General features: G+C 68.1%; 21 protein-coding genes. 10 read left to right on the forward strand and 11 right to left on the reverse strand.

Annotated features, from left to right (window positions below; genetic code table 11):
- Window positions 1–3: 3 nt before the first annotated feature.
- Genes paaC through NP4_RS05085 form a run of 4 tightly spaced genes read right to left on the reverse strand, consistent with a single transcriptional unit; the run spans window position 4 to window position 2,996 of the window.
- On the reverse strand, window positions 4–921 hold the full coding sequence (paaC, locus tag NP4_RS05070) for a 1,2-phenylacetyl-CoA epoxidase subunit PaaC (protein ID WP_067992620.1): 918 nt from the start codon (window positions 919–921) through the stop codon (window positions 4–6).
- Between the two features lie 21 nt (window positions 922–942).
- Window positions 943–1,233, reverse strand: coding sequence for a 1,2-phenylacetyl-CoA epoxidase subunit PaaB (paaB, locus tag NP4_RS05075; protein ID WP_067992622.1), 291 nt, complete (start codon window positions 1,231–1,233; stop codon window positions 943–945).
- Window positions 1,230–2,186, reverse strand: coding sequence for a 1,2-phenylacetyl-CoA epoxidase subunit PaaA (gene paaA, locus NP4_RS05080; protein ID WP_067992625.1), 957 nt, complete (start codon window positions 2,184–2,186; stop codon window positions 1,230–1,232). Before paaA ends, paaB begins: the two co-directional genes overlap by 4 nt.
- Before the next feature lie 12 nt (window positions 2,187–2,198).
- Window positions 2,199–2,996, reverse strand: a complete 798-nt coding sequence (locus tag NP4_RS05085) for an enoyl-CoA hydratase/isomerase family protein (RefSeq protein ID WP_067992628.1) — start codon at window positions 2,994–2,996, stop codon at window positions 2,199–2,201.
- A gap of 103 nt (window positions 2,997–3,099) precedes the next feature.
- On the opposite strand from NP4_RS05085, the gene NP4_RS05090 reads away from it, so the two are divergent.
- Together NP4_RS05090 and NP4_RS05095 are read left to right on the forward strand one after the other, a co-directional pair.
- Window positions 3,100–3,729 carry a TetR/AcrR family transcriptional regulator gene (locus NP4_RS05090; RefSeq protein WP_067992631.1) on the forward strand — a complete coding sequence of 210 codons (630 nt, stop codon included), beginning with the start codon at window positions 3,100–3,102 and terminating at the stop codon, window positions 3,727–3,729.
- A 108-nt stretch (window positions 3,730–3,837) separates the two neighbouring features.
- A complete protein-coding gene (locus NP4_RS05095; RefSeq protein ID WP_067992633.1) occupies window positions 3,838–4,149 on the forward strand; it encodes an EthD family reductase in 312 nt (103 codons plus the stop codon).
- Here NP4_RS05095 and paaI read toward each other — a convergent pair.
- The 3 genes from paaI to NP4_RS05110 all read right to left on the reverse strand — a co-directional run bounded on the left by paaI (window position 4,136) and on the right by NP4_RS05110 (window position 5,916).
- Window positions 4,136–4,534, reverse strand: coding sequence for a hydroxyphenylacetyl-CoA thioesterase PaaI (gene paaI / locus NP4_RS05100; RefSeq protein WP_114755547.1), 399 nt, complete (start codon window positions 4,532–4,534; stop codon window positions 4,136–4,138). The two genes, NP4_RS05095 and paaI, sit on opposite strands and share 14 nt — an antisense overlap.
- Window positions 4,535–4,631: 97 nt before the next feature.
- The gene (locus NP4_RS05105) at window positions 4,632–5,165 is read right to left on the reverse strand and encodes a TetR/AcrR family transcriptional regulator (RefSeq protein WP_067992636.1); all 534 of its coding nucleotides are present in this window, start codon (window positions 5,163–5,165) and stop codon (window positions 4,632–4,634) included.
- A 28-nt stretch (window positions 5,166–5,193) separates the two neighbouring features.
- Window positions 5,194–5,916 carry a TetR/AcrR family transcriptional regulator gene (locus NP4_RS05110; RefSeq protein WP_067992639.1) on the reverse strand — a complete coding sequence of 241 codons (723 nt, stop codon included), beginning with the start codon at window positions 5,914–5,916 and terminating at the stop codon, window positions 5,194–5,196.
- 105 nt (window positions 5,917–6,021) lie between these two features.
- On the opposite strand from NP4_RS05110, the gene NP4_RS05115 reads away from it, so the two are divergent.
- The 3 genes from NP4_RS05115 (at window position 6,022) to NP4_RS05125 (ending at window position 12,187) form a co-directional block, all read left to right on the forward strand.
- The gene (locus tag NP4_RS05115) at window positions 6,022–7,389 is read left to right on the forward strand and encodes a M24 family metallopeptidase (RefSeq protein WP_067992643.1); all 1,368 of its coding nucleotides are present in this window, start codon (window positions 6,022–6,024) and stop codon (window positions 7,387–7,389) included.
- A complete protein-coding gene (locus tag NP4_RS05120; RefSeq protein WP_245997166.1) occupies window positions 7,386–9,029 on the forward strand; it encodes a CocE/NonD family hydrolase in 1,644 nt (547 codons plus the stop codon). The genes NP4_RS05115 and NP4_RS05120 overlap by 4 nt, the downstream gene beginning before the upstream one ends.
- A 227-nt stretch (window positions 9,030–9,256) precedes the next feature.
- Window positions 9,257–12,187 (forward strand): AfsR/SARP family transcriptional regulator, encoded by a 2,931-nt coding sequence (locus NP4_RS05125; protein ID WP_169813659.1) that lies wholly within the window; start codon window positions 9,257–9,259, stop codon window positions 12,185–12,187.
- Here the strand turns inward: NP4_RS05125 and NP4_RS05130 are convergent.
- Entirely contained in the window at window positions 12,177–12,377 is a 201-nt protein-coding gene (locus tag NP4_RS05130) for a hypothetical protein (protein WP_067992649.1), read from the reverse strand. The genes NP4_RS05125 and NP4_RS05130 overlap by 11 nt on opposite strands.
- 137 nt (window positions 12,378–12,514) lie before the next feature.
- Here NP4_RS05130 and NP4_RS05135 point away from each other — a divergent pair, with 137 nt between their 5' ends.
- From NP4_RS05135 to NP4_RS05145, 3 genes are all read left to right on the forward strand, one after another.
- Complete coding sequence (locus tag NP4_RS05135; protein WP_067992652.1) at window positions 12,515–13,303, forward strand: hypothetical protein; 789 nt, start codon at window positions 12,515–12,517, stop codon at window positions 13,301–13,303.
- 188 nt (window positions 13,304–13,491) lie between these two features.
- Complete coding sequence (locus tag NP4_RS05140) at window positions 13,492–14,613, forward strand: GGDEF domain-containing protein (protein WP_082875557.1); 1,122 nt, start codon at window positions 13,492–13,494, stop codon at window positions 14,611–14,613.
- Between the two features lie 23 nt (window positions 14,614–14,636).
- Window positions 14,637–15,137: a MarR family winged helix-turn-helix transcriptional regulator gene (locus NP4_RS05145; RefSeq protein WP_114755512.1), complete on the forward strand. Its 501-nt coding sequence runs from the start codon at window positions 14,637–14,639 to the stop codon at window positions 15,135–15,137.
- On the opposite strand, the gene NP4_RS05150 is transcribed toward NP4_RS05145, so the two are convergent.
- Window positions 15,070–16,563 (reverse strand): SDR family oxidoreductase, encoded by a 1,494-nt coding sequence (locus NP4_RS05150; protein WP_067992658.1) that lies wholly within the window; start codon window positions 16,561–16,563, stop codon window positions 15,070–15,072. The two genes, NP4_RS05145 and NP4_RS05150, sit on opposite strands and share 68 nt — an antisense overlap.
- A gap of 77 nt (window positions 16,564–16,640) precedes the next feature.
- Between NP4_RS05150 and NP4_RS05155 the strand changes: the two genes are divergently transcribed.
- A complete protein-coding gene (locus tag NP4_RS05155) occupies window positions 16,641–18,713 on the forward strand; it encodes an MMPL family transporter (protein ID WP_245997168.1) in 2,073 nt (690 codons plus the stop codon).
- Window positions 18,714–18,777: 64 nt separating this feature from the next.
- A complete protein-coding gene (locus tag NP4_RS05160) occupies window positions 18,778–19,260 on the forward strand; it encodes an adenosine-specific kinase (protein WP_067992661.1) in 483 nt (160 codons plus the stop codon).
- Here the strand turns inward: NP4_RS05160 and NP4_RS05165 are convergent.
- Together NP4_RS05165 and NP4_RS05170 are read right to left on the reverse strand one after the other, a co-directional pair.
- A complete protein-coding gene (locus tag NP4_RS05165; RefSeq protein WP_147287859.1) occupies window positions 19,248–19,619 on the reverse strand; it encodes a hypothetical protein in 372 nt (123 codons plus the stop codon). The genes NP4_RS05160 and NP4_RS05165 overlap by 13 nt on opposite strands.
- Window positions 19,620–19,745: 126 nt before the next feature.
- Window positions 19,746–20,501 (reverse strand): GAF and ANTAR domain-containing protein, encoded by a 756-nt coding sequence (locus NP4_RS05170; protein ID WP_082875558.1) that lies wholly within the window; start codon window positions 20,499–20,501, stop codon window positions 19,746–19,748.
- Window positions 20,502–20,627 lie beyond the last annotated feature (126 nt).

A 20,627-nucleotide genomic window follows, 5' to 3' on the forward strand; every position in this document is an offset into this window, starting at 1 on the left:
CCGTCACCACCTGCCCATCGGATGCGCGCGAGCCACCGCCTGCAACTCGGCCAGCACGTAACCCATTGCCTCGGTGTGGATTCCGTCGCGTCCGGTTCGCCCGCCCACACCGGTCACCGGCTGCGCCGCGGGCGCGTCGAGCCGGGCGGCGTGGAAGACCTGCGCCACCACCGATTCGAACTCCTTGCGCAGCGCCTCCGCCGGAACCGCCGCACCGACCGCCGCCAATCGCTCCTCGACGGGATGGGTCACGAACAGCTCGTCGATATACGGCCAGACGCGGGTGACGGCATCGCGAATTCGCTGGCGGGAGAACACGGTTCCGTCGGCGAGGGTCACCAGCCACCGCGCGGCGTAGTCACGATGATAGGTGACCTCCTTGACGCCCTTGGCCGCCACCGCGGCCAGCACCGCATCGGTCGAGTCGCGCAACCGGTGCAGTAGCGCCAGCCGATAGGTGGCGAAGGCGAACAACCGCGCGATACTCACCGCGAAATCACCGTTGTCGAGTTCGACCAGTCGCACATTGCGGAACTGCGGTTCGTCGCGGAAGAACGCCAGGGCGTCCTCGGCCGGAATCGGTGAGCCCGAGGGCAATTCGGGCACCATCCGCGGATCGGCCGCCGCGGCCCGGGCCAGCAGCAGCCGCGCCTGGCCGAGCAGATCCAGCCCGATATTGGCCAGCGCGACCTCCTCCTCCATCTCCGGCGCACGGGTGCTCCACTGGGCCAGCCGCTGCGCGGAGATCAGCGCGTCATCGCCGAGCATCAGGCAGTAGGCCGCCAGGTCGGGGCCGTCGATCCCGGCGCGCAGCGTGGTGTCCACCCCGGCCAGCGGATCGTCGAAGCCGGTGCCGAAGGCCCATTGGCCGTGCCCGTTGTGATCGACGAGGTCCGCGTAGGCCGAATCGTGGTCGGTCATGCTCGTTCTCCCACCCGGCGGTCACATATGCGGGACGTTGTCGGGAATCTCGTAGAAGGTCGGATGGCGGTAGATCTTGTCCCCGCTGGGCTCGAAGTACGGATCCTTCTCGTCGGGACTCGAGGCGACGATGGCGGTCGAGGGAACCACCCAGATGCTGACGCCCTCGTTGCGCCGGGTGTAGAGATCGCGCGCGTGCCGCAGCGCCATCCGGTCGTCGGCCGCGTGCACCGAACCGACGTGTACGTGATTGAGTCCGCGCTTACCGCGTACGAATACCTCGTACAGCGGCCAATCGGCATCCACGCTCATTTGCTGCCCTCCTGCGCGGCGCGTCCTGCGCCGGCCTCCGCGGCGCGCATCTTCCGCGCGAAGACCGTCGCGGCCTCACGCACCCACGCGCCCTCCTCGTGGGCCACCCGACGGCGATCGATCCGCTCGGCCGCGCACGGTCCGTCGCCGCGCACGATGGCATCGAATTCCTCCCAGTCCGGGGAACCGAAGTCGTGCGCCTGCCGCTGCTCGTTCCACTCCAGTTCTGGATCGGGCAGCGTGACGCCGAGTACGCGCGCCTGCGGCACGGTCATATCCACGAACCGTTGCCGCAGTTCGTCATTGGTGTGGCGTTTGATGCCCCACGCCATCGACTGCTCGGTATTGGGTGAGCGATCATCGGGCGGGCCGAACATCATCAGCGCGGGCCACCACCAGCGGTCGACCGATTCCTGCACCAGTTCCCGCTGCGCGTCGGTGCCGTGCATCATCGTCAGCAGCAACTCGTAGCCCTGCCGTTGATGAAACGACTCCTCCTTGCAGATCCGTATCATCGCCCGTGCGTACGGGCCGTAGGAATTGCGGCACAGCGGAACCTGATTGCAGATCGCCGCGCCGTCGACCAGCCAGCCGATAACCCCGACATCGGCGAAGGTCAGCGTCGGATAGTTGAAGATCGACGAGTACTTCTGCCGTCCGATGATCAGCCGCTCGACCAGATCGGCCCGGTCCGCGCCCAGCGTCTCCGCCGCGGAGTACAGATATAGTCCGTGTCCGGCCTCGTCCTGGACCTTGGCCATCAGAATCGCCTTGCGCCGCAACGACGGTGCGCGGGTGAGCCAATTGCTCTCCGGCTGCATGCCGATGATCTCCGAATGCGCGTGCTGGGCGATCTGTCGGATCAGCGTGTTGCGATATCCCTCGGGCATCCAGTCCCGGGGCTCGACGCGCCGATCGGCGGCGATGGTTTCGTCGAAGGTCTGTTCCAACATCTCGAAATTCCCTCAGCGCCCGTGGAATACGGGCTTGCGCTTGTGCAGGAACGCCTCGACCGCCGACCTGTGATCCTCCGACGCGCCAAGTCGCCGCTGCGCCTCGGCCTCGCGATCGAGTACATCCGCGAGCGGGGCATCGACATTCGCGTCGAGAAGCTGTTTGACCGCGCGGTAGGCGCGGGTCGGCCCGGTGGCGAGCGTCGCGGCGGTTTCGGCGGTCACGGTGGCGACATCGGCGTCGGCGACGACGCGATGCACCAGACCCCACTGCTCGGCCCGGGCGGCGTCGAACGTATCGCCCAGTAGGAAAAGGCTTTTCGCGCGGCCCATGCCCACCAGGCGCGCCAGGGTCGCGCTGAGGCCGGAGTCGGCCGCGAGTCCGATGCCGGTGAAGGCGGTACCGAACTTGGCGCGCTCACCGGCGATCCGGATATCGGCCGCCAGCGCCAGCCCCAGTCCCGCGCCCACACACGCGCCGGTGATACCCACGACAACCGGTACCTCGATTCCGTTCAGCGCCAAGACGATCGGGTTGTAGTGCTCGCGCACGGTGTCCATCGCGTGCGCGGGATCGGCCCCGAGGCTCGCGACATGCTCGCCCAGATCCTGTCCGACGCAGAAGTTCTTCCCGTTCGCGGTGATCGCGACAGCGCGCACGCCGTGGTCGGTGCGCGCCGTCGACAACGCCTCGAGCAGTTCCCGTTTCATCGCCAGGTTCAGGGCATTGGAGGCGGCGGGGCGATCGAGGACGATCGAGACCACACCCTCGACGATCGTGTACGACACCGAGGTCGGCTGCTCGTCCATGAGGGCTGTCCCTTCGATTGCTCCGCGCTTCAAGTAATAACCGATCATTCGTTCGGTTATCAAGACCTGATTTTGGGACAGGGCCTGGTGTAGACATGTCAACATGGCTGCCTCGCACACCCGCCGCACCGGTCAGGTCGGCCGACCGGGCTACGACCTCGAGTCGCTCCTGACCGTCGCCGTCGGGGTGTTCAACGAGCGCGGCTACGACGGCGCGAGCATGGATCATCTGTCCCAGCGCCTCGGTATCAGCAAATCCTCGATCTACCACCATGTTTCGGGTAAATCGGAACTGCTGCGGCTGGCGGTGGACCGGGCGCTGGACTCCCTGTTCGCCGTCCTCGACGAACCGGATACCACCACCGGCGCGGCCATCGATCGGCTCGAACATCTCGTCCGCCGCAGCGTGCACGTGCTGGTCGAGCAGTTGCCGTATGTGACAGTGCTGCTTCGCATCCGGGGCAATACGACGATCGAGCGTCGCGCGCTGGCCCGCCGTCGCGAGTTCGACCGTTTCGTCAGCGCGCTTGTCAAGGAGGCTTCCCAGGACGGCAGTCTGCGTCCGGATCTGGATCCCGATCTGATCGCGCGGTTGATCTTCGGCACGGTGAATTCCCTGATCGAGTGGTATCGCCCGGCCCGTCGTATCGATGCCGACCAGATCGCCGACACCCTGGTCACGATGATCTTCGACGGTATGCGAATCGGATCGGCCCGCCGCCCCGGCCCTTGACGCGCCGCGCCGCCGCGCGCACAGTAATTACCGAACGAATGGACGGTTGGTCGAGGGGTCGAACCGCCTCGTCGCCAGGCTCCCCACGAGAAGTCGAAGGAGAACCGAATGTTCCGTATCGCGGTCTGCTACGGCCAACCCGCCGATCCAGCCGCCTTCGACGAGTACTACTCGGCGACGCACGCACCCATCGCACTGAAAGTCCCCGGCCTGACGAAACTCACTGCCGGTAAATGCAAATCACTCGGCCGCGCCCCGGCCCCGTACTACATGATCGCCAGCCTGTATTTCGACTCCGCCGATGCGCTCGAGGCGGCCCTGAAATCACCGGAAATGGATGCCGCGGGCGCCGACGTCGCCAATTTCGCCACCGGCGGCGTCACCATTTTCACCCAGCGGGAAGAAGTCATTCTCGGCTGATATCGCGGCTGTTCCCCCGGAACTCGGCAACGACGACCTCCCCACGGCGGACTGTCACATCATAGATTCCGCTGCGTCCGCGCCGAACCCGCTCCGACGCCTCGGCGACCAGCTCGTCGCCGCAGCGCGTCGGAGCGAGGAACGCGATACTCGCCCCGGCCGCGACCGCCGTTCTCCCATATCCATTGCAGGCCACCGCGAATGCCGTATCGGCCAAAGCGAACACATACCCGCCGTGCGTGATCCCGTGACCGTTCACCATATCCGCGCGCACGGTCATCGCCACCACGGCCGCCCCCGCCCCGGCATCGATCAATCGCATTCCCATATTTCCTGATGCGGGATCCTCGTCGAACATCCGACGCGCGAATTCGATTCCGGCCATGCCGACCATGTTATCGCCGATCGGATTCCGATATCGCACAGGGGCTTTGGTGGTACCGCTCGACGAATTCGAGGATCAATGCGGCGGTGGCGTCGGATCATCGAGCTGCGGACAGTGCGCCGAGCCCGGCAGAATCCGGACCCGCGCGGCCGGATAGCGCTGCCCGGCCCGCAGCGCCGTGGTGTGCGCGATCAGCCGATCGCGTCGCCCGTGCACGAAAAGTATTGGCGCACCGGGCTGTCCGGCCGGACTCGACCTGTCCGGCCAGTACGTCGTCGGTGCGCGCGGCCACCCACAGCTCGAGCACCGCGGCGAACACCGGCCCTTGATGCATGCGCCACAACAGATCCAGCGCCTGCGGGACCACATCCTCGCTCAGCGTGAGCCGCCCGAACGTCTCGAGCGCCTCCCGCACCCGCTTGACCGCCAGATACCGCACCGCGGCCGCGACCAGATCCTCCCGCGACCGATAGTGATGCAGCAGCGCACCGCGTGTCACCCCCGCGCGCTCGGCCACCAGCAGCGTCGTCGTCCCGCGATAGCCGTACTCGCGCAGGCATTCGATCGTGGCGTCCATAACCTTTGTCTGCGTCGCGGCGCTGCGCTGCTCCTGGGTCCGCCGCACTGCCATACCGGCGACAATACCGACACCTACGACCTCAACCGGCCTGCCGCTCGGCCGGGGTGACCGAGACGGCCTCGCGCAGCCGGGCCAGCAGCGCGGGCTGGACGCGGCCGTCGGCGTCGCGCAATCGGTCGGTGGCCGCGCCCTCGAGGATGAGTTCCATACCGACATAGAGCGACTCGCGCATGAGCTCCGGTTCGGCACGCAGGCCGTCGGGACGGGCCGACAGGGCGAACACCCCATTGAGCGCACCCCACAGGAATCGCGCGCCGGCCACGGGCGGCAGCGGCCGGAACTCCCCCGCCGCAACACCATCTGCGAGCACCGACTCGAGCGCGGAATTCATCAGCGCCACCCGTTCGGTGATCATCTCCCGAGCCCGCGGCGTACCGCGATCGCTCTGCGAACCACCCGCGAACTCGATCATCGCGAATTGGCGCGGCGATTCCAGATAGAACAGCAGATACGCCTCCGCCGCATCGATCAGCCGCTCGACCGGTCGTCGCGGGCCGTGGTAGGCGGCCATCATGTGCCGCTCGTTGCGTTCGAGCGCCTCGTCGACCAGTGCCAGATAGATGTCGTCCTTACCGGCGAAATGCTGGTAGATCGTCGCCACCGCGACATCGGCGACCTCGGCGATGCGCTCGATGGTCCCCGATTCGCCATGGGCGGCGAGCACCTCGTCGGCCGCGGTGAGAATCCGCCGCCGGGTGCGCGCGCGACGGCGATCGTGACGGTTCGGAGCAGCCTCGGACATCGGTCGATCATAGCCACAGGTGATTTATGTCATCACGCTCTATTAATAGAGTGTCATTACATTTATCGTAGTTCGCACTACCATCAGCGGCCCGAGGAGCACGTGATGAGAGTTGTTCTGAAAAGACTGCCTCTCCCCGTCGCAGGCCTGGTCGCGACAGCGGTCCTCACCGCCTGCGGGCTGGCCCATCTCACCGCGGCCGCCGAGGACAAGCGGAATCCGCCCGGTGGCCCGTCGGACTGGGGACGCGACCTCACCCTCTGCTTCGCGGTACACGGCAACCACCACTGCGGATCGGCCGTATACGACACCGGCACACCGGCGATCCAGATCGTGCGCCCGGGAGCGGAGGAAACCCGTCTGCCGCCGGACACCGCGATCGAGGTCGGCACCCCCGACGGCACGTGGCATCGGCGCTATGTGACCGGCCCGAATATCCAGGCGTCGATCGGGCCGGGCTCCGGCGACTCGATCGCCGGGCTGTCCGCCTACGCCGGTCTCGATGTCCGCTACGACCTCGCCGAGGGCACGGTCGATTCGCGAGCCGTTGACAAGGAGATCCCCATGCCCACCTACACCGACGTTCCATTTCCCTTCCCCGCCAATGCCCTACAGCGGTGGATCTCCAATCGGCGCACCAGATCGGCGAGGCCGCTGAGCGCTGCCGAGATCGCGGGATTCCGGCGCGCCCAGGCGCTGTCGTTCCGTTGCGCCCAGGCGGCCGCGGCGCAGCTGCGACCCGGGTGGACCGAGGGGCGCACCCAGGAATGGATGGCGACCTACCTGCGCGACCACGGCGTGAAAACCTGGCTGCACAAACCGATCGCCGCCTTCGCCGAACGAACCCTGGCTCCCGACAACGAATGGGGTCCGGCCCGGGGCGAGGGCCTGACTCTCGGCGAATCCGATGTCGCGATACTGGACTGCTCGCCGATCGTCGACGGCTACACCGGCGATATCGCCTACACCGTCAGCGTCGGCCCCAATCCCGAACTCGAACGCGCTCAGCAGTTTTTGTCGCGATTGCGTTCCGAACTGCCCGCCCGATTCGTCGATCCCGAGCGGTCGCGCACGGTCTTCGAATGGGTCACCGAGCAGATGACCGCCGCGGGCTACCAGAACGCCGCCAACGGCTATATCGGCCACGTCTTCGGCCACCGCGTGTATCGGCACGGCCGATTGGCCGCGCGGTTTCCGTACTTCCCGCCCGAACGACTCTTCGGCTACGAATTGAGCTGGCACTCACCGGGATTCCTGCTCAATGTCGCCAGCCGCCTGGTCCTGCCCGAGGAGCTCGGGCCGCTGCACACCGGCCCCAAGACCGGCATTTGGGCCATCGAACCGCATATCCGCGTCGGGACCTTCGGCGCGAAATTCGAGGAACTGCTCGTGGTCGACGACGACCGCGCGTACTGGCTCGACGATATCTCCCAGCGGCGAATCATCGTCTCGCCCAAAGGAGAACAGAGATGAGGGCGACACTGCGGAATCGGCTGTACGGCGCGATGCTCGACCGCCTGCTGCGGCTTCCGCCAGCAGTGACCCGAGATATCCGGGTGACCGAGGGAATTCGCATCGGCATGCTCGACGGTGTCGACCTCGTCGCCGACCTGTACCAGCCGAATGTCCCCGACGCCCCGACCGTGCTGGCGCGCACGCCATACGGCCGGGTCGGCATGGTCAGCCGCGCTCTCGCGATCCCCTACGCGCAGCGCGGATTCAACGTCCTCATCCAATCGGTGCGCGGCAGCCACGGCGGCTCGGGCGGAGTATTCGACCCGTTCCGGCACGAGGAGGCCGACGGCCTGGCCACCCTCGACTGGATCGAGAAGCAGTCCTGGTACCACGGCCAGCTGTTCCTGGCCGGGCCCAGCTACCTCGGCTATACCCAGTGGGCGCTGGCGATCGGCGCGGACGACCGCGTCAGCGGTCTGCTACCCGCCGTAGCGCTGAGCGACGCGCGCGAATTGCTCTATGCCGGAGGCGGATTCTTCACCGGACTGGCCGTGCAGTGGATACACCGCATGACGCTGCTCGAACGCAGCGCCCATCTCGCCGACGCCGTCGAGGTGATCGGCGACCGACGCGCACTTCGAGCCATGTGGACCCTGCCGCTCACCGACGCCGACCGCGCCGCCACCGGCAAACACGTGGACTACTACCAGCGCTGGCTCACCACACCGGCCGACGCACCGTATTGGTCCGACCGTCGCGTACACGACCGATTGGGCCGAATCACCGCGCCCACACACATCTTCGGCTGCTGGTACGACTTCTGCCTGCCCCAGCAGATCGCCGACTATCGGGCCATGCGCGCCGCGGGCCGCGACCCGCTGCTGACCATCGGACCCTGGGCTCATGTCGATACGGAAATGATGGCGGCCGCGGTCCGCGAGGGACTCACCTGGTTCGGCCGACTGGCCCGCGGCGAACAACCGGAGCGAAAACGAGTGCGCCTGTTCGTCGGCGGCATCGAGCAGTGGCGCGAATTCGACGCCTACCCACCGGGATTCGTACTCGGCCAGCAGTGGTATCTACATCCGAGCGCGGGCCTGGCCCCGACCGAACCCGACACCGCCGCCACCCGGCACTTCCGATACGACCCCGCCGATCCCACCCCCGATATCGGCGGCGCCACTCTGGACGGCGGACGATCCGGCCGAAAAGATCAGCGGGAGCGCGAATATCGCCCCGATGTCCTCACCTACACCGGCGCACCGCTCGAATCCGACTACGAGATCATCGGTCCCGTCCGCGCCGATATCACCCTGCGCACCTCCGCATCGTCGGCGGGCCTGTTCGTCCGCCTCTGCGACGTCGACCCCACCGACCGCTCGACCAATGTCTGCGATGGCTACCTGCACGCCACCGGCTTGGGCGACGGCCCGCACACCGTGACCGTCGACCTGTGGCCCACCGCCTACCGCTTCCGCGCGGGTCACCGCCCGCGCCTGCAGATCAGCGGCGGCTCGTTCCCCCGTTTCGCCCGCAACACCGGCTCCGGCGAATCACCGCTCACCGCCGTGACACTCACGCCGGTCGACTATGAAATTCACACCGGCTCCACGATCACCCTGCCCGCGAACGCCTACGCCCATCGCGCGGATCCCTGACCGAAACCCGCGATGTTGGCCATTTCACGGTCATAGTTGGCCACATTCCGCTCCGCTCCCCCGATAACGTAGCGGCACAGGTGCGTAAGTTTTCGGTAAGCGTCGTTATGGACTTGTTCGGAGTAGGGTGCAAGTGGCGCTGGCAGCGCCGAATGTGAGGGATTTGGTTGGCAGCGCAGCAGGACTCGAGTATGGGCGTGGCGGGGCCTGGGGTACTGAGATTGTCGATGTTGGGGCCGGTCGAGGTGTGGTTGGGTGATCGGCGGTTGGATATCGCGGCTCCACAGTTACAGACCGTGCTGGCCATGCTCGCGGCCGAACCGGGCCAGACCCTGTCCACCGCACAACTGGCCGCCCGGCTGTGGTCGGACCACGCGCCGAAATCCGCGCCCAGCGTGCTGCGCAATCACGTCTTGGCGCTACGCCGCCAATTCGACATCCACGGCCGTCCCGGCGCGGGTGCGGAATGGCTCGATTCCACCCGTGGCGGCTACCGGCTGGGACTACCGGTGGAATTCGACGTCGTCACCGTCGAGGAATTGATCGCCGCCGCCGAGACCGACCGCCGCGCCGGATCGACCGAAGCCGCTGACGCCAAACTCAATGCCGCCCAACAGATGTGGCGCGGCGACCCACTGGTCGGACTGCCCGGCCCCTGGGCCGACAAGGAACGCGCCCGCCTGGACCGACTGCGCTCGGCCCTGCGCGAGGCCGTCATCGCCGTCGCCCTGGACCTGCGCCGCTACACCGCAGCGATCGCCGACCTCGAGGCCCTGGTCACCGCCGAACCATACTGCGAACGCTGGCACGAACTGCTGATGGTCGCCCTGTACCGCAGCGGCCGCCGCGTCGAGGCCCTCGACGTGTACCGCAACGCGCGCCGCCTGCTCGCCGACGAACTCGGCCTCGAACCCGGGCCCGGCATGATGCGACTACACCAGCAGATCCTCGCCGCCGACCTACCGGTCGCCGACACCACGAACGAATCGCCCCGGGCCGAAACGGATTTCGACCTCCCGCGCGCTCCGGCGCGCCTACCCCCCGATATCGCGGATTTCGTCGGCCGCCAGGATCTCATCGACGAACTGACCGAAACCCTGACCGCCGACGGCGGCCGTCGCCCGGTCATCGCGATCACCGGGATGGGCGGTGTCGGAAAGACCACGCTCGCAGTACATCTGGCCCATCGCGTGCGCGATCACTATCCGGACGGCCTGCTGTACCTCGATCTCGGTGGTATGGACGAACACCCGCGCTCGGCGGAGATGCTGCTCGCGGTCGCGATGCGCGCGGTCGGCGTCGAACCGGGCGAACTGCCGAAGGATCCGTCGGAGCGAACCGCGCTGTGGCGCAGCACCGTAGCGGACAAGAAGATGCTGCTCATCCTCGACAACGCCCGCGACGTCGAGCATCTCGCGCCCCTGCTGCCCGGTACCGGCTCGGCCGCGGTGCTGGTCACCAGCCGGTCGAGTCTGGCCGAACTGTTCGGCGCGCGACTCGCCCCGCTGGATGTGCTGTCCCGCGAGGAGGCGCGAACGCTGTTGGCGCGCATGGTATCCGCGCGGCGCATGTCGGAGGAACCCGAGGCGGCCCACCAGATCCTACGGGCCTGCGGTCGGCTGCCCGTCTCCCTGCGCATCGTCGGGGCCAAGCTGGCCAGCAGGCCCACCTGGCGTCTGGGTGCGGTCGCCGAACGCCTCGCCGACGAACGCGGTCGGCTGGCCGAACTCGCGGTCGACAATACCAGCGTCGAATTCGTCTTCGACCTCGGCTATCGCCACCTGGAACCCGAACTCGCGCGCGCGTTCGTGCTGGTCGCGCTCTGCGACGCGCCCGACCTGTCGATCGCCGCCATCGCCGCGCTACTCGACCGGGACGAGCCCGAGGCCGAGCGGCTCTGCGAAACCCTGGTGGACCTGGGCATGTTGCAGACACCCGAACTCGGGCGCTATCGGTACCACGATCTGCTGCGCCTGTTCGCCCGCCGGGTCGCCGATCCCGAACAGCAGGGGGAATGGCCGCGAGCGCTGTACCGCCTGATGGACTTCTCCCTGGCCACGGCGAAAAATATTGTGGATCTGCGTGATCCGGGGGTCGGCACCGATTTCTACGCCACCACCGACGCGGCCGGACTGCGGTTCACCGACGAACGAAGCTGCACCGCATGGGCTATGACCGAACGGTACGCCGTGGTCGCGCTCTATCGCCAGAGCGTCGATCAGCCCGATTCCCGAACCCGTACGCTCGCGGTCGATCTCGCGCTGTCACTCGCACTGGGCGGCGACGCGGGCGAACATCTACCGCAGGTCTCACCGATGCTCGAGGCCCTCGGCCGCGCCGCCTACACCGACGGCGATCGCCGCACCGCGGGCCGCGCCCAGCTGGCCGCCGCCATGGCCCGGCTGGTCGGCACGGGCGATCTCAGCGCCGCCCACTCCCTGCGCGATGCGGGTGCGGTACTGCGCGATTCGGGCGACCGGCACGGCACCATCATGGCCGAGCAGATGCTCGGCACGGCCATGTCCTTCCAGGAGGACACCGATGGCGCCGTCGGACACTTCCGGCGCGCCATCGACTTGGCCCGCGAGATCGACAACCAGTGGAGCGAGGGCAACAGCTGGGCCACGATCGCCTACGCCTACTGCCTCGCCGAGCGCTGGTCGGAGGCCGCCGAGGCCGCCGAACAGGCCCTGCGCATCGCACGACTGGTCGGCAGCCTGCGCCTCGAGTCGATGGCATTGCACGAGTTGGGCTTCGCCACCGCGCATCTCGGCGATGTCACGACCGCCCGCGCGCTCTGCGAGCAGGCGCTCGACCGGGCCCGCCGCGACGGCCGCCGACATCAGGAGGGCTGGGCGCTGGGCCGTCTGGCCGAGGTGCTCCTGCACGACGGCGACGCCCGGGCCGCGGTGCCGATCGCCGAGGAGGCCGTGCGGGCGCTGACCGAGGTCGCGGCCACGGTGCGGTGGCTGCGGGCGATGCGGGTGTACGCCCGCGCGCTGACCGCCGCGGGCCGGGCCGACGAGGCCGATGCGGTCCTGAACAAGGTCGCCCAGGTGAGCCGTCGGATCGGCCTCACCACCCCCGATGAGCGCGCCGACGCGGCGGCGGGAATGGCCGCCGCCCAACACCGATGGTCGATCGCGCTCAGGCGGTGAAATCGGCCGTGCGGCCGGTCTGTCGGCGCTGGTATCGCTGCACGACCGCCTGGTCCTGTAGCAACGACTCGGTGACGGTGGTCACCAGAGTCGCTGCCGCACGGTGCAATTCGTTCGTCTCAGTGCCCAGCACGCCGCGCGGCGCTTCCGTCATCGTCGCGGCATCGGCCCTCAGCCGTTCATTCGCCACAAAGGGCCGCCACCCGTGTCACCTGCCGGTAAGCCGAAGTGCAAGCCGAGCGTAATAATCGGATAATCGAGGCATTTTCGTCGCGCTCGAGCCGGGGTAGCGTTCGGCGGAGAACCCGATCGGGCGCAGGAGGACCGATGACCGAAACCCCGGCGGCCTACAGCCACTGGACCCGTCGTGCGCTGACCTATCTGCCGGTACACCGGCGCGGTGTGCTCATCGGCTATCTGTGGGCCTCCACCGAACAGCACGCCGCGGGTTTCGAACGCCGCCTCGAGACGGCCGGAAATGATCTCGACTGCCTGCTCGCCTGGGAAGCGCGCCTGAGCGACGCTGCCGCACAGGGCCTTTCACCGAACGAGGCGATCCGGCAGTGGATCGGCGCGCCCGAGGACGCCGCGGCCGGTGCGGTCCCGGCCGAGACCCAGCCCGGTGAACTGCCGAGCCTGGACGAGTTGTGGACTCGGCTCAATCCCGATGGCCCGCCCCTCGGCGACGGCCCGCTGATCCAGGACGGCGCGTATCTCGACGGCACGCCCGCCGATCGGCGCGACGGATGGGGGCCGCTGGTCAGCGTCCCCCTGCGGACCTACGCCACCGAAACCGCCTCGCCCATCCGGTATCTCCCGGTCCGCCTGGACGAACTGGTCGCCGGCTACATCTGGGCCGCCATCACCGGCGAGGCCGCCGGTTACCTACCGCGCACGCAGGCCGGACGCGCCGGCGAGATCGCGGCCGGGCTGTGGCAGTTGCGTATGAGCGACGCCTATCTGGCGGGCGAACCGGCCACCACCGCATTGACCCGCTGCCGCGACCAGCCCGCCGACCGGCTCTCCGGCGTCGTCGGCGCCGACGCCGTCGAATACGAGGCCTCGACCCTCGCGGAGCTGCGCGATCTCGCGGCGGACGCTGTCTCGGGCGAATAACTCGGTCGAGGCCCGACGGGGTTTCGCCGCTCCCCCGCACCCCGAGACGCCCAGGGCACCCTGCCGCAGACCTGGCAGGCCGAGGAGGGCAGAACGGTCGACGAAGGCAGCTGACCGGAACGGGACAATCGCCCCTACCGTTGCTAGCGTGTTGCCTGTGCTCCGCGCCGGGATGAAGCGCTAACCACATGTCCGAGATCCGAGCGATGCTTCGGACCTGGTGGCGCGATCGCGTCGATTACGACGTGCTCGTCGAAACGCTCGAGTCGCATGCGGCGCTCGGGCCGGTCAAGGTGTTCCTCGGCTCGGGCGGACTGGTGTCGCTGCTGATCACGATGCTGCTCGTGCAGGTGCACGGCGGTCTGACCGGACCGGCCGGAATCGTGCAGGACGTGGTCGTGGCCGTCTTCGATATCGCCTGGACCGTGCGGTGGTGGTTCCTGCCGTTGCCGCGCGAGGTCGAATCGCTGTGGCTGGTCGCGATGGCCGACCTCGCGACCACCGCCAACAGCGTGATGGTCCGCGATCGCCTGCTCGGCGCGGCCGGAATCGTGCTGCTGGTGACGATCGGCGGCTACGTCGCGATCTTCCACGGCCCGCGCATCCTGGCCCTGCACGTCGCCTGGTCGATGCTGGCGATCACGTTCATCGCGACGCTGATGGCCACCGGCACAGGCGGATTCGCCGTCCACGAGGGCGATGTCGCCCTGGCCTTCGGTGTGGTGCTGGCCAATTTCATGGTGTCCGCGGTCGTCCTGCCCGCCATGCATTTCGTGTACTGGCTGCTGCGCGTGGATTCCCTGACCGACCCGTTGACCCTGCTGCTGAACCGGCGCGGCCTCGACAGCCAGCTCGCCCACTTCTTCGGCTCCTGCGATCGCGGCGAGGTCTACGTGGTAATGCTCGATCTGGACCGATTCAAAGCGGTCAACGACACCTTCGGCCACGCGCGCGGCGATCAGGTGCTCGTGCGCACCGCCGACTGCCTGCGTGCCGCCGCCCCGGCAGGGGCGCTGGTCGCGCGCACCGGCGGCGAGGAATTCGTGGTCGCGGGCTGCCTGCGCGAGGAGAGCATCGAATCGGCGGCCGAGCGCCTGCGCGGCGCGATCGAACGCATGCGGGACCTGCCCGTCCCGATCACCACCAGCGTCGGAGCCGCCGCCTACGACGCCACCCGGCTGCGCGACCACAATCTCGAGAAGATCACCCGCTCTCTGCTCCGCAGCTCCGACGGGGCCATGTATCAGGCAAAGCGCATGGGCGGCAACGCCGTTGTGATAGCGGACGAGGACCAGACGATGGTTCGCTGAGGAACGTGAGGCAGGATCGTTACGTGAGTGAACCCGAACAGCGCGCCGAACTCGAGACGCGGATCGCCGAGGACATCCGTGCGCTCACCGCGGTCTCCGAACAGATCGGTCACGTCTTCGCCCGGGCCAACGACCTGCGCGCCAACGATTTCCGCGCGCTCATGCACGTCGCACACGCCGAAACCGAGGGCCGCGCCCTCACCGCCGGACAGCTCAGCACCCAGATGGGCATGTCCCAGGCCGCGGTGACCTACCTGGTGGAACGCATGATCGAATCCGGCCATCTGCGCCGCGAATCCGATCCCAGCGACCGCCGCCGGGTCCTGCTGCACTATGACGAACCCGGGATGGCCCTGGCCCGGGACTTCTTCGGCCCGCTCGGCGAACGCAACCGCTCGGCGCTGTCCGATTTCCCCGAGGCCGACCTCGACGCCGCCCATCGCGTCCTGCGCACCCTCATCGAGGCCATGCGCGGCCACTACGCGGGGCTGATCGGTCCGCCGACTTCTCCGCCGCCCCGGTGATATTGCGGGCCATACCGCCGAAGATCACCGCGTGGAACGGCGAAATGGCCTGCCAGTACAGATGTCCTGCCAGTCCGTGCGGATCGAACAGCGCCCGTTGGTGATACACCGATCCGGCCCCGTCCGGCTCGACCGACAACTCCAGCCACGCCCGCCCCGGCACCCGCATCTCCGCGCGCAACCGCAGCAGACGCGGCCGCTCGATCTTCTCCACCCGCCACCAGTCCAGCGCCTCCCCCGCGCGCAGCCGATTCGGATCGCGTCGCCCGCGCCGCAGCCCGACCCCACCGGCCAGCCGATCCATCCAGCCCCGCACCGACCACGCCAAAGGGAAGGAATACCAGCCGTTCTCACCGCCGATGGCCTCGATCACCGCCCACACCGTGCGCGGATCCGCCGGGGTGTGGCGCGAGCGCACATCCTGATACAGCGTGCCGCCCGCCCATTCGGGATCGGTGGGCAGCGGATCCGACGGCGCGTCCGGGGTATCCGCATCCGACCAGCGAGTCGGCACATCGAAATCGCGAATGCGCCGCAGCGCCAACTCCACCGCGCGCCGATACGGCGTGCGGCCCTCGGGCGGATCGGGGATATGCCGCGCGATCTCCCGATCCCGGCACACCACATCGTTGACCAGTGACTCCATCAGTGGCACCGCGATCGCCCGCGGCACCGGGGTGACCAGATTCACCCACTGCGCCGACAGCCACGGCGTCAGCACCGGCACCCGCACGATCACCCGCCGCGGCAGCTCGGCGACCTCGGCGTAGTCGCGCATCATCTGTTCGTAGGTCAGCACGTCCGGGCCGCCGATATCGAAGACGCCCGCGAACTCGTCGGGCGCGTCGGCCGCGCGGGTCAGGTAGTAGAGCACATCGCGCACCGCGATCGGCTGAATCCGATTGCGCACCCAACGCGGGGTCACCATCGCGGGCAGCCGCTCGGTCAGATACCGCAGCATCTCGAAACTCGCCGACCCCGACCCGATGATCACCGCGGCCTGGAACACCACCGCGGGCACCGGACCCTCCGACAGGATGCGGCCCACCTCCGCCCGCGAGGCGAGATGACGCGAAAGCCGTTGTCCGACAGGCGCGATCCCGCCCAGATACACGATGCGCCGCACCCCCGCCGCCGCGGCCTCCCGGGCCACCAGCCGCGCGGCCTCGCGATCGACGGTGTCGAAATCGGAGCGGGTCAGCGAGTGCACGAGGTAGTAGACGACCTCCTGCCCGCTCAACGCCGAGCGCACATCCTCGGCCACGGTGATATCGCCGCGCACGATCTCGGCCCGGTCGCGCCACTGCGCCTCGGCCAGCTTGCCGGGCGTGCGGGCCATCACCCGCACCTCGTGCCCCGCGTCGAGCAGCTCCGGGGCCAGTCGGCCGCCGATGTATCCGGTCGCTCCCAAGACCACGCATCGCATCGGCCCCAGACTACCCGCAACTTCGATGCGGTACCGATGCACTTGTCGATTACTTAAGTTTCTGAAAGAGTTGGGCCGTGCGTTTCTGGGATCGCTATGCCTCGCTGGTCATCGCTCGCCGATCATGGGCGATTCTCATCCTGCTCGCCGTGCTCGCGGGCGCGCTGATCGGCGGCGTGGGCGGCAACGACAGCGGCACGAGCGGACCGAGCACCCTGCCCGACAGCGCCGAATCCGCCAGGGCGCGTGCGACTCTCGCCGACTTTCCCGGCGGCGACACCGCGACCGCGATCGTGGTGGTGAGCCGACACGACGGCCACGAACTCACCGATTCCGACAAGGCCGCGACCGCCGCGGCCGTCCAGCGCGCCGCGGGCACACCGGGCCCCGAACCGCTCGTCTCCGAGGACAAACGCGCCGCGATCGGACGCGTCCAGATCGATTCGGCGCTGAGCGGATTCGACCTCACCGACCGCGTCGACCAGATCCGCGAGGCCGCCGACAACGGCCTGCCACAAGACCTCTCACTCCAGGTCACCGGCGGGCCCGCCTTCGGCGCCGATATCGCCGACTCGTTCTCCGGAGCCGATATCACCCTGCTCGCGGTGACCGCGCTGGTGGTGGCGATCCTGCTGATCCTCACCTACCGCTCGCCCGTCCTGTGGCTGGTGCCGCTGCTGGTGATCGGCGTGGCCGATCGCGCGGCCACGAGCGTGGGGACCGGCCTGGCCCGGGTGACCGGCCTGAATTTCGACGGGTCGACCTCCGGCATCACCAGCGTCCTGGTCTTCGGCGCGGGCACCAATTACGCACTGCTGCTGATCTCGCGCTACCGCGACGAACTGCACCATCACGACGATCATCGCCGCGCCCTGCGGCAGGCCGCCCGCCGGGCCGGACCGGCCATCCTCGCCAGCAATGCCACCGTCGTAATCGCCCTGCTGACCCTGCTTTTCGCCGATACGCCGAGCACCCGCAGCCTGGGCGCGCTGGCCGCGGCCGGACTGCTCGTCGCGGCCGCCTTCGTCCTGCTGGCCCTGCCACCCGCGCTCGCCCTGTGCGGTCGGCGCGTCTTCTGGCCGCTGATCCCGCCCGCCGACGGCCGCGATACGACCGAAACCGGCGCATGGCATGCGCTGGCCGAACGCGTGGTGCGCCGACCCGTTGTTGTGATCGGTTGCGCCCTGGCCTTTCTCGCGGTATGCACGGCCGGACTCGCGCAGACCTCGATCGGGTTGTCGCAGACCGAGAAGTTCCGGGTGCGCGCGGAATCGGTGGACGGATTCGACACGCTCGCAGCGCATTACCCGTCCGGCTCGTCCAATCCCACGCTCGTGATCGCCCGAGCCACCGCGGCCGACGACGTGCAGCGCGCTCTCGACACGAGCCGCGATCGAGGGGTGGTGAGCGCCCGCCCCACCGGCGACCCGGCTGGCGGACTACAGCGCTGGTCGGTGGTTCTGGCCGCGAAACCCGGCTCGGCGGAATCCTTTTCGACGATCCGATCGATTCGCGAAGCGCTCTCTTCCGTCCCGAATGCCGACGCCCTGGTCGGCGGCGGCGACGCCGAGGCGCTCGACGCCCGCGACGCCGCCCGCCACGACCTGCGCACCGCGGTGCCGATAATCCTCGCGGTGGTGGTCCTGGTCCTGCTCGCCCTGCTGCGCGCGATCCCGGCCGCCCTGCTGCTCGTCACGGTGACCGCCGCCAGCGCGCTCGCGGCACTCGGCGCGGGAAGTTGGCTGAGCCACAACGTCTTCGGCTATCCCGCCCTGGACGATAACGTCCCGCTGTTCGCCTTCCTGTTCCTGGTCGCCCTCGGCATCGACTACACGATCTTCCTCGTCACCCGCGCCCGCGAGGAAACCCCCGCCCACGGCACCACCGGCGGCATCGTGCGCGCGGTCTCGGCCACCGGCGTGGTGATCACCAGCGCGGGCGTGGTGCTGGCCGCGGTCTTCGCGGTCCTCGGCGTCCTACCCCTGATCACACTCACCCAGATCGGCATCGTGGTCAGCCTGGGCATTCTGATCGATACCTTCCTGGTCCGCACGATCGCGATCCCGGCACTGTTCGCACTGGTAGGCAGCCGAATCTGGTGGCCGAGTCCGAGTTCGCACTCGACGCACGAGGGCCATCCCCGCCCTTGACCGCACCGCCGGTCGCGTACTCGTTTTCCCCATTCGACGGTCGCGATCGGCGCATCATGGACCGATGGAGCTGACTTCGGTACGCATCGATAAGCCCGACGACCTCAATGTCATCATCGGCCAGTCCCACTTCATCAAAACCGTCGAGGACCTGCACGAGGCCCTCGTCGGCACGAGCCCGCACCTGAAATTCGGCCTGGCCTTCTGCGAGGCGTCCGGCCCCCGCCTGATCCGCCACTCCGGCAACGACACCGACCTGACCGAGCTGGCCACCAAGAACGCCACAGCCGTCGGCGCGGGCCACTGTTTCATCGTCTTCCTGCGCGAGGGCTACCCGGTCAATGTTCTGCCCGCCATCCGCCGCGTCCCCGAGGTCTGCGGAATCTTTTGCGCCACAGCCAATCCGGTGGAGGTGCTGATCGCCGAAACCGGTCTGGGCCGCGGCATCGTCGGCGTGGTCGACGGCCAGCCCCCGCTGGGTGTGGAAAGTCCACAGGACCAGACCGACCGCAGGCAGCTGTTGCGCACCATCGGCTACAAGTTGTAATCCGAAGGCCCGGAACCCTGTCCGCTGCGGACCGCTCCGATGCTGTCGATGCTCAGTGCGAGCATCGTCAGCCCGGCATCGTGGATCAGCATGTCCAGATCGCCGAGGACGATTCCGACGGCATCACTGGCCGCCTTGATTTCGCGCCCTGTGGCGTGCGGCTGATCGAAGATCGCCTGCAGGGTGTGCAACTGCAGGCCCACGTCGAACAGATGACGCACCAATCGGTCGCTGGAATAGGCGAATGCGGCCGCGTTCCCGGCCGGTTCCGGAGCGGGATCAACGAACTGATGCGGCAAAAACATCGGAGCGCCAGCGATCCTGGCCGTGGGCGGAATCGGAAGCACAGCGTCGTCCATATCGGTGTCCTGAATCGCGAGCAAACGGATTCCGGAGCCTCGCTTCAGGACTCGGAAAGACGGTGCGTGAGTATGCGTCTCCCCAGAGTTTACACCTCCTGGCCTGTTGTCCATCGCGGTCCTCGGTCACCGGCCGTCACCGGCAAATCGGAAATGCGGTGGAGAGGGGTCGAAGCCGGTGACTGTGCGGATCATCTCCGCCGCGATCGCGGAGAGCTTGATATTGCGCTGCTGAGACGTGCTGCGCAGCACGTCGAATGCGGCCTCGCGAGTGCATTGGCGTTGCATCATCACCATGCCCAACGCCTGATCGATCACCGAACGCGACGCCAGCGCCGCCCGCAGCTGATCGGTCAGATCCGCTTGACGGGCGGCAGCGATCGCCGACGCCAGCAGCACACCGGTGTGGGCGCCGGTCAACGCGATCGCATCGCGGGCTCGATCGTCGAACCCGTCGGCCCGCGTGGAATACAGGTTCAACGCACCGATCGGAGTCCCTTCGACCACCAGTGGTTGCGAGTAGATCGACCGCACCCCGTGAGTCAGCATCCGCGCCGGATACCGCCCCCACCGCCGTTCGGTCACGATATCGGGCACCGATACCGGCGCGCCGGTCTGGATCGCCTCGAGACAGGGGCCCAGGCCCTCGCTGTATTGCACCTCGTCGATCAACTCGGCATGCGCACCGGTCGAGGCCACGGTCATCGGGCCGGCGTCGCGCCGCAGGGTCACCCCGGCCATCGGCCGCCCCGGCAACATTCCCGATGCGATGTTGACCAGATCCCGTAGCGAATCTTCCACATCGCGGGTCGACAAAAGCAATGCCGTGAGCTCGGCCATTCCGACAGCCAACTCGTCGAACCGCGCCTGTTGCTGTGCCATCGATGGCCCCCTGGCCCGAGACAATGTGTCACGCCCCGCGGTCGTCACTCACGCCCCCGCCGCGGGAGCCGCACCACCGCAGATGCACAAAGTATTCTTAGCACTTGGAATTTCCCCTCGCCAGAG

It is taken from the genome of Nocardia pseudobrasiliensis NBRC 108224, from assembly GCF_001613105.1.
GTDB lineage: Bacteria > Actinomycetota > Actinomycetes > Mycobacteriales > Mycobacteriaceae > Nocardia > Nocardia pseudobrasiliensis.